Here is an 11,738-nt window from a genome sequence, read left to right on the forward strand (position 1 = left end):
TGCGAAATCCGCCGGCTAACCTTTCGATTCGATCCAAGTGCGGGCACAATGCGTGTCCTTTTTTGGCAGGCACCGCCGCAGGCTCTCAAAAATGATCAAAACGCCGTACTACCTCATCGATAAACAGAAGCTTCTGGTCAACATGCAGAAGATTGCTTACGTGCGCGAGCAGTCCGGCGCCAAGGCCCTGCTGGCGCTCAAGTGCTTTGCCACCTGGTCGGTGTTCGACCTGATGCAGGAATACATGGACGGCACTACCTCGTCGTCGCTGTATGAGTTGAAGCTCGGTCGCCAGAAGTTCGAAGGTGAGGCGCACGCCTACAGCGTGGCCTGGGCCGATGATGAAATCGAAGAGATGCTCGATAACTGCGACAAGATCATCTTCAACTCCATCAGCCAGCTGCAGCGTTTTGCCGAACGCAGCGAAGGCAAGACCCGCGGCCTGCGCGTCAACCCGCAGGTGAGCAGCTCCGACTACCTGCTGGCCGACCCGGCGCGTCCGTTCAGCCGCCTGGGCGAATGGGACCCGGTGAAGATCGAAGGCGTGATCGAGCAGATCTCCGGCTTCATGTTCCACAACAACTGCGAGAACGGCGACTTCAACCTGTTCGACCAGATGCTCAACACCATCGAAGAACGCTTCGGCGCGCTGCTGCACAAGGTCAACTGGGTCAGCCTCGGCGGCGGCATCCACTTCACCGGTGAAGGCTATGCCATCGACGCCTTCTGCCAGCGCCTCAAGGCGTTCTCGCAGAAGTACGACGTGCAGGTCTACCTGGAACCCGGCGAAGCGGCGATCACCAACAGCGCGTCCCTGGAAGTCACCGTGCTCGACACCCTCTACAACGGCAAAAATCTCGCCGTCGTGGACAGCTCCATCGAAGCCCACCTGCTGGACCTGCTGATCTATCGCCTCAACGCCAAGCTGGCGCCGAGCGAGGGTGAACACACCTACATGGTGTGCGGCAAATCCTGCCTGGCCGGGGACATCTTCGGCGAGTATCAATTTGATCGTCCGCTGGCCATCGGCGATCGGCTGTCGTTCATCGACACCGCGGGCTACACCATGGTCAAGAAAAATTGGTTCAACGGCCTGAAAATGCCGTCCATCGTAGTGAAACAACTCGACGGTACAGTCGAAGTGGTTCGTGAATTTGGTTACGACGACTACCTGTCCAGCCTTTCGTAAGCTGGCGGATATAGGAGAAATAAAGCAATTGAAAAAGAACGTTCTTATCATTGGTGCAGGAGGTGTCGCCAAGGTGGTGGCCCACAAGTGCGCGCAGCACAACGACGAACTCGGTCGTATTGCTATCGCGTCGCGCAACATCTCCAAATGCCAGGCCATCATCGACAGCGTCAAGGCCAAGGGTAGCCTGAAGGTTCCCGCCGACATCCAGGCCTTCGCGCTGAACGCCCTGGACGTGGAAGCGACCAAGGCCCTGATCCGCGAGACCGAATCGCAGATCGTCATCAACGTGGGTTCCGCGTTCCTCAACATGTCGGTACTGCGTGCCTGCATCGACACGGGCGTTGCGTACCTCGACACCGCCATCCACGAAGAGCCGGGCAAGGTCTGCGAGACCCCGCCGTGGTACGGCAACTACGAATGGAACCACCTGGAAGAGTGCAAACAGAAGAACATCACCGCCATCCTTGGCGTGGGCTTCGACCCGGGTGTCGTCAACGCGTATGCCGCGCTGGCGCAGCAACAGCATTTCGACCGCATTGATTCGATCGACATCCTCGACGTCAATGCCGGCTCCCATGGCAAATACTTCGCCACCAATTTCGATCCGGAAATCAACTTCCGCGAATTCACCGGGCAGGTGTGGAGCTGGCAGAACAGCCAGTGGACCAGCAACACCATGTTCGAAGTCAAACGCACCGACGACCTGCCGGTGGTCGGTTCGCAGAACCTGTACCTGACCGGCCACGATGAAGTGCACTCGCTGTCGAAAAACCTTGACGTGCCCAACGTGCGTTTCTGGATGAGCTTCGGCGAACACTACATCAACGTGTTCACCGTGCTGAAAAACCTCGGCCTGCTCTCCGAGAAGCCGGTCACCACCGCCGAAGGCCTGGAAGTGGTGCCGTTGAAAGTGGTCAAGGCCGTGCTGCCCGACCCGTCTTCGCTCGCCCCGGGCTACACCGGCAAGACCTGCATCGGCGACCTGGTCAAAGGCACCAAGGATGGCCAGCCACGCGAGATGTTCATCTACAACGTGGCGTGCCACGAAGAAGCCTTTGCCGAGACGGACAGCCAGGGCATCTCCTACACCGCAGGCGTTCCACCGGTAGCCGCAGCGCTGCTGGTCGCCCGGGGCGAGTGGGATGTGAAACACATGGCCAACGTCGAGGAACTGCCGGCTGAGCCGTTTCTCAAGGCGCTGGACGTGATGGGCCTGCCGACTCGGATCAAGGACGAGCACGGTGATCGCGCCTGGGATGCAATGGCCTGACAGGCCATAGCGAACCGAACAGAATGTGGGAGGGGGCTTGCCCGATAGCGGTGGATCAGCAAGCAGTTGCTCGCTGACACACTGCCATCGGCGGCCAGCCCCCTCCCACATTTGCATCTACATTGCCGGTTATTCCAGGTTCCGCGCCGAGTTGCTCAGTGCCCTGGAGCACTGCAACAGCGCCGGCGCCAGCTGCTTCTCCGCATCCGCCCTGCTCCACCGACTGGTCGGCGCCACCACATGCACCGCCGCCACCGGCCGGCCATTGGCGCCCAGCACCGGCGCGCCGATGGTCATGTCGCCGAGGAACAGCTCCTGGGCATTCACCGCATAGCCCTGCTCGCGCACCTGCTGCAACGATTCCAGAATGCCCGCCACGTCCGTCAACGTCTGGCTGGTGTGTGCCACCCGCTGGCTGTGCTCGATCAGCGCCAACGCCTCCTCCTGCGGCAATGCACTCAGATACGCCCTCCCCGACGCCGTACAGTACATCGGCACCCGCGAGCCGATCGGCATATGCACAGGTACAAAACCCGCGCTGACAAAGCGCGCGATATAGGTCATGTCGTAGCCCGCCGGCTCGGTCAGGCACGAGGTCTCGCCGGTCAGCCGGGTCAGTTCCGACAGAAACGGGTTGGCCACCTCGATCAATGAATGCGCATCCAGGTAGCTGAACCCCAACTCCAGCACCCGGGGGGTGAGTTGGTAATGCCGTGTGCGGGAGTGTTTCCGAAGGTAACCCAGGCTTTCGAGGGTAAACACCATGCGCTGGGCCGAGCTTTTGGTCATGCCAGCGGCCTCGGCCACCTCTGCAAGGCTCATGCTGCGGCGCTGGGCGCTGAATGCCTTGAGCACCGACAGGCCTTTCTCCAGGGATTGGTTGTGCAGACTGTTGCGTTCTTCGGACATGGCGGACTCGCGGTCAGGTGGATCAGGCGTGGCGATATTACTACCCCAAATCACAAAAATAGACCAATAAATATCGCATAGCGATACGAATAGTTCATTTTGTCGATTTTATATAGCGTGATTCGATTTATTTGAATCGAAATGGCACAGAGCTTGCGATTTCATCGGTAACCGCTCGCGGTACTGACTTTCCGTTTTCCTTCTGGAGTAGCCCGATGAACAGTCTTTCGCCCTTGTTTCGCCGCCTTGCCTTCGGTGTGTGCGCCACACTCTGCGTCAGCGCCGCGCACGCAGAAAGTGCGTCCACGTACAAAGTCGGTGCAACCGCCAGTGGGTCGCCGTTCACCTTCCTCGATATCAAGACCAACAGCATCCAGGGCGTGATGGTCGACGTCGCCGAGGCCGTGGGCAAGGCCGGCGGCTTCACCAGCCAGATCGAACAGACCAACTTCGCCGCGCTGATCCCCTCCCTCACCTCCGGCAAGCTCGACTTCATTTCCGCCGGCATGCTCAAGACCGAAGAGCGCACCAAGGTCGTCGACTTCAGCGCCCCGGTGTACGCCTACGGTGAGGGCCTGATCATCAATGCCGACGACAGCGCCGCCTACCCCGACCTCACGCCGCTCAAGGATCAGGTGGTCGGCGTACAGGCCGGCACGGTGTTCTACGACCAACTGAACAAGCTGGGGATCTTCAAGGAGATTCGCACCTACGACTCCATCGGCGAGATGGTCCGCGACCTGTCCCTGGGGCGCATCAAAGCGGCGGTCGGCGACCAGCCGGTGGTGGCCTACCAGATTCGCCAGAAGCTGTTCAAAGGCGTGAAGCTCGCCCCCGACTACCAGCCCACCAACGTCGGCGAAGTCTGCCTGGTGGTACGCAAAGGCGATGCGCAAACCCTCGGGCGCCTGAACACCGCCATCGCCGGCATCAAGGCCGACGGTACCCTGGACAGCATCCTCAAGAAGTGGGGACTTGATACCCAGGTGCGCCCATGAACCCGGCCGAGTTCCTGCAAAACGCCCGGGACTTCCTGCCGATTCTGCTGCAGGGCGCCTGGGTGACGATCCAGATCACCGTGCTGTCGTTCCTGCTCAGCAGTGCGATCGGCCTGGTGCTGGCGCTGCTCAAGCTGTCGCCGATTCGCACGCTGTCATGGGTGGCCAGCACCATCATCAACGTGATCCGTGGCCTGCCGATCATCGTGCAGCTGTTCTACATCTACTTCGTGCTGCCGGACATGGGCGTGCACCTCACGGCGTTCTACGCCGGGGTGATCGGCATGGGCATCGCCTACTCGGCATACCAGGCCGAGAACTTCCGCACCGGCATCATCGCCGTGGAACAGGGCCAGCGTGAAGCCGCCGAAGCCCTGGGCATGCGCTCGGCGCTGATGATGCGCCGGGTGATCCTGCCCCAGGCGTTTCGCATCGCCCTGCCGCCCTACGGCAACACCCTGGTGATGATGCTCAAGGATTCGTCCCTGGTCTCCACCATCACCGTCGCCGAGATGACCCGCCAAGGCCAACTGATCGCCTCGTCGACCTTCCAGAACATGACCGTCTACACCCTGGTCGCCCTGCTCTACCTGCTGATGAGCCTGCCGCTGGTGTATGGCCTGCGTCGTATGGAGCAGCACCTGGGGCGGAGGAAAAAAGCATGATCGAGATTCGTCAGTTGCAAAAACATTACGGCAGCCACCGCGTCCTGCACGGCGTTGACCTCGACGTGGCCAAGGGCGAAGTGGTGTGCCTGATCGGCCCCTCGGGCTCGGGCAAATCCACCCTGCTGCGCTGCATCAACGCGCTGGAAGCCTACGATGGCGGCCACATCAACGTGTTCGGCGAAACCGTGCAACGCGGCAGCAAAACCGTGCACGCGCTGCGCAGCCGCATGGGCATGGTGTTTCAGCGCTTCAACCTGTTCCCCCACCGCACCGTGCTGGAAAACGTGATGGAAGGTCCGGTGTATGTCAAAGGCGAACCGTTCAAGCAGGCCCGCGAAGAGGCCCTGGTGTTGCTGGACAAGGTAGGCCTGAGCGCCAAGGCCGACGCCTACCCCGAACAGCTCTCCGGCGGCCAGCAGCAACGCGTGGCCATCGCCCGCGCCCTGGCGATGAAACCTGAAGCCATGCTGTTCGACGAACCCACCTCGGCCCTCGACCCTGAACTGGTGGGCGATGTCCTGGCGGTAATGCGCACCCTGGCCGACGAAGGCATGACCATGATCGTGGTCACCCATGAAATGGGCTTTGCCCGCGAAGTCGCCGACCGCGTGTGCTTCCTGCATGGCGGCTACATCGTCGAGAGCGGCCCGGCCGAGCAGGTGCTGGGCGATCCACAGCATGCACGTACCCAGGACTTCCTGCGGCGCGTGCTGCACCCCACCGGCAACACGCGGAGCCTGTCATGAAATCATTGTGGTCGGCGACGGCGCCCTCCGTGGTGCCGACGCCTGCGCTGGGTGAGTCGGTGAACGTGGATGTGGCGATTGTCGGCGCGGGGTATACCGGCCTGTCGACAGCCCTGCATCTGGCCGAGCGCGGGGTCAGCGTGTGCGTGCTGGAAGCCAATGAGCCCGGCTGGGGCGCATCGGGACGCAACGGCGGGCAGGTCAACCCGACGCTCAAGTACGACCCGGAGCAACTGGTGCAGATGTACGGACCGGAGCAGGCCGAGCCGTTGATCTCGACAGTGTCGAACTCGGCGGACCTGGTGTTCACGTTGATCGACAGGCACGGCATTGATTGCGCGCCGGTGCGCAAAGGCTGGATGCAGGTGTCGTACACGCAAAAGGGCGTAGCCGGCCTGCATGCGCGAGCCGAGCAATGGGCGCGGCGCGGCGTGCCGGTGCAGCGCCTGGATGCGGCGGCGGTGGCATCGCGCATGGGCAGCGAGGCATTTGCCGGCGGCTGGCTGGATGGCCGCGCCGGGGCGATTCAGCCGCTGGCGTATGCCCGTGGGCTGGTCGGGGCGGCGTTGGCGGCGGGTGTTCGCGTTCATGGTCACAGCGCAGTGACAGGGTTACAGCGCCAGGGCCCGGGATGGCAACTGCAGACCGCTGGCGGTGCGCAGGTGATGGCCGATCAAGTGGTGCTGGCCACCAATGGCTACAGCGGCAACCTGTGGCCGGGCATGGCGCAGAGCATCCTCGCGGCGAACAGTTTTATCGTCGCCACCAAACCGCTGCGTGGGCGTGCGGCAGAGAGCATCTTGCCGGGACAGGAAACCGTGTCCACCGCACAACGGCTGCTGCTGTACTTTCGCAAAGACAGTCATGGGCGCTTACTGATGGGCGGACGCGGGTTGTTCAACGACCCCACGTCACCGGCCGATTTTGCCCACCTGGAGCGCTCCCTGGCGCTGCTCTTTCCGCAATTGGGCCCGCTGGAGTTTGAGTACCGCTGGGCCGGGCGTATCGCAATCACGCGGGACTTCATGCCCCATGTCCACGAACCGGCGCCGGGGCTGACCTTGGCGCTGGGCTGCAATGGCCGCGGTATCGCATTGTGTACCAGCCTGGGGCAGCAACTGGCCGGGCGGTTGTGCGACAGCCAGGCTGAATTTTCCTACCCGGTCACGCCGCTGCAACGCTTGCCGATGCACGGATTGCAGCGGTTTTACATTGGTGCGGGGGTGGCTTGGTACAGCTTGTTGGATCGGCTCAATATCAGCTGAATCCTAATTGCAGGCACGCTGAAAACCGTTATCCCTCACAGGTCCTTTGGTACGCAAAACCCGCTAGGCTTAGCCATGGACTGGCTGACCTGCGGGTTTGCGGTCTATTCATCCTGTGGGAAAGGCATGCTCATGCAACTCGACAACACTCGCACCTCCCGTGCCATGGGGCTGGTGTACGGCACCTGCTGCTATTTGGCGTTCCTGTTCACGTGCTTATATCTGATCGGCTTTGTCGGCAGTGTGGCGGTGCCCAAGAACATCAACGATGGCCCCCTCGTCGCGTGGCCAGTCGCCGTGCTGATCAACTGCGCGCTGATCCTGATGTTCGGCGTCCAGCACACGGTCATGGCGCGTAAAGGCTTCAAGCAGTGGCTGGCGACATTCATGCCTGCGCCGGTTGAACGCTCCACGTATGTACTACTCAGCAGCCTGGTGCTGGTGCTGATGTTCTGGCTGTGGCAACCGATGCCGCTCACCGTCTGGAAGGTTGAAACCTCGTGGGCCAAGGCCCTGTGGATTGGCCTGTTCTGGCTGGGCTGGGGCATCGCTTTACTGGCAACCTTTTTGATTGACCACTTCGAACTGTTCGGACTCAAGCAGGCCATCGACCGTTGGCGCAAAACCACACCACAGGCGCCAGTATTCAGGACGCCGCTGTTTTACAGGATCGTGCGTCACCCGCTGTATCTCGGCTTCCTGATCGCCTTTTGGGCAACACCGCACATGACGGCCGGGCACCTGTTGTTTGCGACAGGGATGACGGTTTACCTCTTCATTGGCGCCAGCTTTGAAGAAAAGGACCTGGTGGCGTTGTTTGGTGAGCGGTATCGGCGCTACCAGCAAGAGGTGGGCATGATTTTGCCGGGGTCGAAGACGCGCAAAAAAGGACGCTGAATAGGCGTTTGTGGCGAGGGAGCTTGCTCCCGTTGGACTGCGCAGCAGTCCCATTTTTGGGGCCGCTTCGCGGCCCAGCGGGAGCAAGCTCCCTCGCCACAGGATGTAGCGTCTGGCCATGAGTTCCTTAGGACTTATCCCACGACTGTTTCAGGTTGTCGCTCGGAACTTCGCTGACTAACCTCTGTGCCGTCGCTGCCAATTCAGCGACCGGATTTGACCGTCCGACTTCAAAGAGCAACTGCGCCAACCCCGAGCTTAGGCGTTTTTTTACGTCTGATGTATCGTGTCGCGGCAGCTGTACGCGGGATACCTTAGGGTATGCCGGTTTTGTTCTTTGGGCCGGTCGGTCAACCCGCGTACAGCTGCCACCCTCTTCGATTGACCGCGAATCGTGGCAGCCCCATTTACAAAGGAGCTTCACCATGATCAAAGACAGCCCCAATCCCCCAGAAAAACTCTTCACCGTGCGCCCCGACCTGGGCACGGAAACCCTGCTGGTCAACGCCTCCCAGGATCTATCCTCCATCACCGATATCGCCACGCACCTGGCCTTTGAAATCGACGGCGCCCAACGCAATGTGGCGTTGGGCATCTGCCGAATGCTGGAAGGTGTGCAATTGTTGGTGGACAAAGCATTGGATGACGCCCATCCAGCGGCATGACACTCAGATGATCGTTCCCACGCGCGTGGGAACGATCTCAAAACACCGACCACCCAATCCGCTCACTCAACAACTCCAACGCCTTGATCCCCGCCAGCGAGTTGCCCGCCGCGTTCAACTCCGGCGACCACACGCACACGGTAAATTGCCCCGGCACCACCGCGACAATGCCGCCGCCGACCCCGCTCTTGCCCGGCAAGCCCACGCGGTAGGCAAAATTGCCCGCCTCGTCATACAGCCCGCTGGTGGCCATGATCGAGTTGACTTGCTTGGTCTGCCGCGCACTCAGGATCTGTTCGCCGCTGTGGGCACTGGTGCCCTCGTTGGCGAGGAAGCTGAACGCCTTGGCCAGGTCCAGGCAGCTCATCTGCAGGGCGCAGTAGTTGAAGTAGCTGTGCAACACCGCGTCCACATCGTTGTGGAAGTTGCCGAAGGATTTCATCAGGTAGGCCATGGCCGCGTTGCGTGCGCCGTGCTGGGCTTCGGAGTCGGCGACCACGCTGTTGACCAGGATCTGCGGGTTGCCCGACAGGCGCCGCACGAAGTCGCGCATCGACAGGATCGGCACGGCAAAGCGTGATTGGTTGATGTCGCAGATCACCAGCGCGCCGGCATTGATGAAGGGGTTACGCGGGCGGCCGCGTTCGAATTCCAGTTGCACCAACGAGTTGAACGGTTGCCCCGAAGGCTCGTGGCCCAGGCGTTCCCAGATGGTTTCGCCGCCGTGGTCGATGGCCTGCACCAGGCTGAACACCTTGGAAATGCTCTGCACCGAGAACAGCGTATCGGCGTCACCGGCGCGGTAGGCCGAGCCGTCATTGCCGTACACCGCGATGCCCAGTTGGTTGGCCGGTACATCGGCCAGCGCGGGAATGTAGTCGGCGACTTTGCCGAGGCCGATCAGTGGGCGCACTTCGTCGAGGATCGACTCCAGCAGCGCCTGCATGTCTTGTCCTGTCATCTGTCTTTGAATCGGTGGAAAGCGGGGTGCGGAGGATACCTGAAACACGCAGGCCAGGTGGCGTACTACATAACGTGAAGGCCCTCCTCGTCCCGGCAATACATAAGGGACTCGTACTGAAACGACATCAAGAAACAGGCCTCACACCTCGCAGTCAGTTGCTCAACCAGGTGCCTGACGTCAGCCAATGGATCAGCGTCCTGTGGCGCAGGCCCCTTGATGCGCAGATAACCACGAACGGCCACCGGAAATGCCAGATCGCTCAGGCCTTGCGCCCGAATATCAGGATCATCCACTTCATAGCAGCCGCTCAGAAAAAGACCTGAATGAAAGTGCGCCACCACCGAGTGTTCATTCTGTTCCAGTTCAGCAACGCCCACCGCGTTCACGGCGTCAGCCAGATGGACCAGGGACATTCGCTTATCAGCCTCAAGATGAATATCAAGCCCCATGGAGCGCAGCCTCCAACCGTGTGTACAAGCGTAATCCCTCAGTCTCGTCAGCGTTCGCGTCGAGAAACACCAGATCCTCGCAAAGCCCCGACGGCAACGAAATACCCACCACAAAATCACGCCCTGTTGCGCCAGCCAGGGCTTTGGCAAACACAACCAATTGGTCAATTTGAGATTGGCTAACGTGAGGTAAAGGAAGGTTGAGCCCGATAAACCAGTCATTCAGATCATCAGGCGCCAGGTCGGGTGTACGCTCGTGCTGGTGATTCACAAACACGGCGCAATATTGCGCCCAATCGCTGACCAATGCGCGAAAGGCGTCGGCCAATACCGGTTCGATTGCTTGGTTGTCAGATCCATCGACGTAACAATAAAGCGTGTGCATGGTGCGCATCCTGGTCCGCGGGCGGGCAATTCTAGCGCGAACGCGGTGAACACCTCGATTCAATGCGCCCTGAAGCCCCACACAATCTCTACCACCCGCTCGGCCACCACCAGATAAACCAGGATCAGCAACAGCTGCAATGCCAGGTGATAACGCAGCTTGGCCAGCCGGCGAATGCCATCGCTGACGTTCAACAGCATCAGCACTGTCGACAGAAGGATCAGCCCCCACCCTGCCACGCTGGAAGCAAACACCCCGATAAACAGGTCCTGCTGCCCCACGAGGGTATTGGTGCCCGCCGCAAACAGCAGCGCGCACACCAGCAGGTTTTTGACGTTGTCGAAAATTTGCGTGCTCAGGTCGTTTTCCAGCAGGGCCACATACCGCTTCCATAACGTGCGCATGAGTCATTACCGGGTGGGGATCGCTTGTCAATCAAAGTAGTCCATATGCCCGTACACTGCACCGTTGCGCTTACTCCACGAGGACTTTGCATGAAATTGATGATTGGCCTGGCCGCTGTACTGCTGGTATCGGCCTGTACCACGACCCCACCCGCCCAGGACGCTGCGGCGTCCACCTGCCTGGCAGGCGGCGGTACCATGAAGCAAGTCGGCAAGCTGCAGAGCTGGAAATGCATCACCCCGTACAAGGATGCGGGCAAGGCATGTACCGATTCGAGCCAGTGTGAAGGCGAGTGCCAGACCAGCGTCACCACCCAGTCCGGCAACGGTCCGGTGACCGGCGCGTGCCAAGTGGATAACGGCCACTTCGGCTGCTCGGCGACGGTGGAGAAAGGCAAGCTGGGCCGAGCGAACTGCGTGGACTGAGCCATACCACCAACCCATGTGGGAGCGGGCCCGCGGCCAGACCCGCTCGCACATTTTTTGCTCCACTTTACCCTTCAAAAATGCGCCACATCCGACACCCGCTCATCCAGCACATCCCGCGCCAGTGCCCAGGCCTGGTCCTTGGATTCCACCACCAGCAACGGGTAGCCCCAGGCCTTGCTGAACATCACCGCGAACGGCTTGAGTGCCAGGCGTTTGGCGGCGCTGGGCTCAACTTGGATCATGCCTTTGACGAACATGCGCAGCGCCTGTTTGTTTTTCTTCATCCAGATCGACGCCTGCTTACGCTCTTCGTGGGAGTGCTCATGGTTGTTTTCATCCACGGATTTTTCGTGCAGCAACATAAAGGCCTGCTCCCTCGCCAATAGCCCTTCAAAGGCCAGGAAAGCATCCTGCGGCCCACCTTCGCTGGGCGCATCGAAGACGATTTTCACCACAGGGAACTTTGTACTGTCGAGTCGCATGGCAAAGCTCCTTAA

Annotated in this window: 15 protein-coding genes; 9 read left to right on the plus strand and 6 right to left on the minus strand. The window is 60.6% G+C overall.

Features of this window, described 5'->3' with window-relative positions:
• Positions 1-91 precede the first annotated feature (91 nt).
• Both Q8X51_RS04405 and Q8X51_RS04410 read left to right on the plus strand, forming a co-directional pair.
• Positions 92-1,189, plus strand: coding sequence for a carboxynorspermidine decarboxylase (locus Q8X51_RS04405; protein WP_027607243.1), 1,098 nt, complete (start codon positions 92-94; stop codon positions 1,187-1,189).
• Positions 1,190-1,217: 28 nt separating this feature from the next.
• Positions 1,218-2,462: a saccharopine dehydrogenase family protein gene (locus tag Q8X51_RS04410; RefSeq protein WP_090402998.1), complete on the plus strand. Its 1,245-nt coding sequence runs from the start codon at positions 1,218-1,220 to the stop codon at positions 2,460-2,462.
• A 129-nt stretch (positions 2,463-2,591) separates the two neighbouring features.
• Here Q8X51_RS04410 and Q8X51_RS04415 read toward each other — a convergent pair whose 3' ends face one another.
• Positions 2,592-3,371 carry an IclR family transcriptional regulator gene (locus Q8X51_RS04415; RefSeq protein ID WP_027607245.1) on the minus strand — a complete coding sequence of 260 codons (780 nt, stop codon included), beginning with the start codon at positions 3,369-3,371 and terminating at the stop codon, positions 2,592-2,594.
• 215 nt (positions 3,372-3,586) lie between these two features.
• Between Q8X51_RS04415 and Q8X51_RS04420 the strand changes: the two genes are divergently transcribed.
• The 6 genes from Q8X51_RS04420 (at position 3,587) to Q8X51_RS04445 (ending at position 8,610) form a co-directional block, all read left to right on the plus strand.
• Positions 3,587-4,369, plus strand: coding sequence for an ABC transporter substrate-binding protein (locus tag Q8X51_RS04420; protein ID WP_092488726.1), 783 nt, complete (start codon positions 3,587-3,589; stop codon positions 4,367-4,369).
• Entirely contained in the window at positions 4,366-5,034 is a 669-nt protein-coding gene (gene ehuD, locus Q8X51_RS04425) for an ectoine/hydroxyectoine ABC transporter permease subunit EhuD (protein WP_027607247.1), read from the plus strand. Before Q8X51_RS04420 ends, ehuD begins: the two co-directional genes overlap by 4 nt.
• Positions 5,031-5,783: an amino acid ABC transporter ATP-binding protein gene (locus Q8X51_RS04430; protein ID WP_281114090.1), complete on the plus strand. Its 753-nt coding sequence runs from the start codon at positions 5,031-5,033 to the stop codon at positions 5,781-5,783. Before ehuD ends, Q8X51_RS04430 begins: the two co-directional genes overlap by 4 nt.
• Positions 5,780-7,048: an NAD(P)/FAD-dependent oxidoreductase gene (locus Q8X51_RS04435; RefSeq protein ID WP_407694080.1), complete on the plus strand. Its 1,269-nt coding sequence runs from the start codon at positions 5,780-5,782 to the stop codon at positions 7,046-7,048. Before Q8X51_RS04430 ends, Q8X51_RS04435 begins: the two co-directional genes overlap by 4 nt.
• A 126-nt stretch (positions 7,049-7,174) precedes the next feature.
• Positions 7,175-7,945: a methanethiol S-methyltransferase gene (gene mddA, locus Q8X51_RS04440; RefSeq protein ID WP_281114523.1), complete on the plus strand. Its 771-nt coding sequence runs from the start codon at positions 7,175-7,177 to the stop codon at positions 7,943-7,945.
• Between the two features lie 425 nt (positions 7,946-8,370).
• Positions 8,371-8,610, plus strand: a complete 240-nt coding sequence (locus Q8X51_RS04445; protein ID WP_027607251.1) for a DUF6124 family protein — start codon at positions 8,371-8,373, stop codon at positions 8,608-8,610.
• A 37-nt stretch (positions 8,611-8,647) separates the two neighbouring features.
• Here Q8X51_RS04445 and glsB read toward each other — a convergent pair whose 3' ends face one another.
• The 4 genes from glsB to Q8X51_RS04465 form a co-directional block, all read right to left on the minus strand.
• On the minus strand, positions 8,648-9,556 hold the full coding sequence (glsB, locus tag Q8X51_RS04450) for a glutaminase B (protein ID WP_090402994.1): 909 nt from the start codon (positions 9,554-9,556) through the stop codon (positions 8,648-8,650).
• Positions 9,557-9,636: 80 nt separating this feature from the next.
• Positions 9,637-10,023, minus strand: coding sequence for a hypothetical protein (locus Q8X51_RS04455; RefSeq protein ID WP_407694081.1), 387 nt, complete (start codon positions 10,021-10,023; stop codon positions 9,637-9,639).
• The gene (locus Q8X51_RS04460; RefSeq protein WP_141155336.1) at positions 10,013-10,408 is read right to left on the minus strand and encodes a hypothetical protein; all 396 of its coding nucleotides are present in this window, start codon (positions 10,406-10,408) and stop codon (positions 10,013-10,015) included. The genes Q8X51_RS04455 and Q8X51_RS04460 overlap by 11 nt, the downstream gene beginning before the upstream one ends.
• Before the next feature lie 59 nt (positions 10,409-10,467).
• Positions 10,468-10,812, minus strand: a complete 345-nt coding sequence (locus tag Q8X51_RS04465) for a hypothetical protein (RefSeq protein WP_053134342.1) — start codon at positions 10,810-10,812, stop codon at positions 10,468-10,470.
• 90 nt (positions 10,813-10,902) lie between these two features.
• On the opposite strand from Q8X51_RS04465, the gene Q8X51_RS04470 reads away from it, so the two are divergent.
• On the plus strand, positions 10,903-11,238 hold the full coding sequence (locus tag Q8X51_RS04470) for a hypothetical protein (protein WP_074847090.1): 336 nt from the start codon (positions 10,903-10,905) through the stop codon (positions 11,236-11,238).
• A 74-nt stretch (positions 11,239-11,312) separates the two neighbouring features.
• Here Q8X51_RS04470 and Q8X51_RS04475 read toward each other — a convergent pair whose 3' ends face one another.
• Complete coding sequence (locus tag Q8X51_RS04475) at positions 11,313-11,723, minus strand: hypothetical protein (protein WP_407694082.1); 411 nt, start codon at positions 11,721-11,723, stop codon at positions 11,313-11,315.
• Between the last annotated feature and the right edge of the window lie 15 nt (positions 11,724-11,738).

This window comes from Pseudomonas sp. Yb2C2, from assembly GCF_052112325.1.
Lineage (GTDB): Bacteria > Pseudomonadota > Gammaproteobacteria > Pseudomonadales > Pseudomonadaceae > Aquipseudomonas > Aquipseudomonas marginalis.

Bases quoted from the DNA above. Each gene is read 5' to 3' on its own strand.
- Q8X51_RS04445 (WP_027607251.1), top strand. From the start codon at position 8,371: ATGATCAAAGACAGCCCCAATCCCCCAGAAAAACTCTTCACCGTGCGC.
- Q8X51_RS04405 (WP_027607243.1), top strand. From the start codon at position 92: ATGATCAAAACGCCGTACTACCTCATCGATAAACAGAAGCTTCTGGTC.
- Q8X51_RS04465 (WP_053134342.1), bottom strand. From the start codon at position 10,812: ATGCGCACGTTATGGAAGCGGTATGTGGCCCTGCTGGAAAACGACCTG.
- Q8X51_RS04475 (WP_407694082.1), bottom strand. From the start codon at position 11,723: ATGCGACTCGACAGTACAAAGTTCCCTGTGGTGAAAATCGTCTTCGAT.
- Q8X51_RS04415 (WP_027607245.1), bottom strand. From the start codon at position 3,371: ATGTCCGAAGAACGCAACAGTCTGCACAACCAATCCCTGGAGAAAGGC.
- mddA (WP_281114523.1), top strand. From the start codon at position 7,175: ATGCTCATGCAACTCGACAACACTCGCACCTCCCGTGCCATGGGGCTG.
- ehuD (WP_027607247.1), top strand. From the start codon at position 4,366: ATGAACCCGGCCGAGTTCCTGCAAAACGCCCGGGACTTCCTGCCGATT.
- Q8X51_RS04470 (WP_074847090.1), top strand. From the start codon at position 10,903: ATGAAATTGATGATTGGCCTGGCCGCTGTACTGCTGGTATCGGCCTGT.
- Q8X51_RS04455 (WP_407694081.1), bottom strand. From the start codon at position 10,023: ATGGGGCTTGATATTCATCTTGAGGCTGATAAGCGAATGTCCCTGGTC.
- Q8X51_RS04430 (WP_281114090.1), top strand. From the start codon at position 5,031: ATGATCGAGATTCGTCAGTTGCAAAAACATTACGGCAGCCACCGCGTC.
- glsB (WP_090402994.1), bottom strand. From the start codon at position 9,556: ATGCAGGCGCTGCTGGAGTCGATCCTCGACGAAGTGCGCCCACTGATC.
- Q8X51_RS04460 (WP_141155336.1), bottom strand. From the start codon at position 10,408: ATGCACACGCTTTATTGTTACGTCGATGGATCTGACAACCAAGCAATC.
- Q8X51_RS04435 (WP_407694080.1), top strand. From the start codon at position 5,780: ATGAAATCATTGTGGTCGGCGACGGCGCCCTCCGTGGTGCCGACGCCT.
- Q8X51_RS04420 (WP_092488726.1), top strand. From the start codon at position 3,587: ATGAACAGTCTTTCGCCCTTGTTTCGCCGCCTTGCCTTCGGTGTGTGC.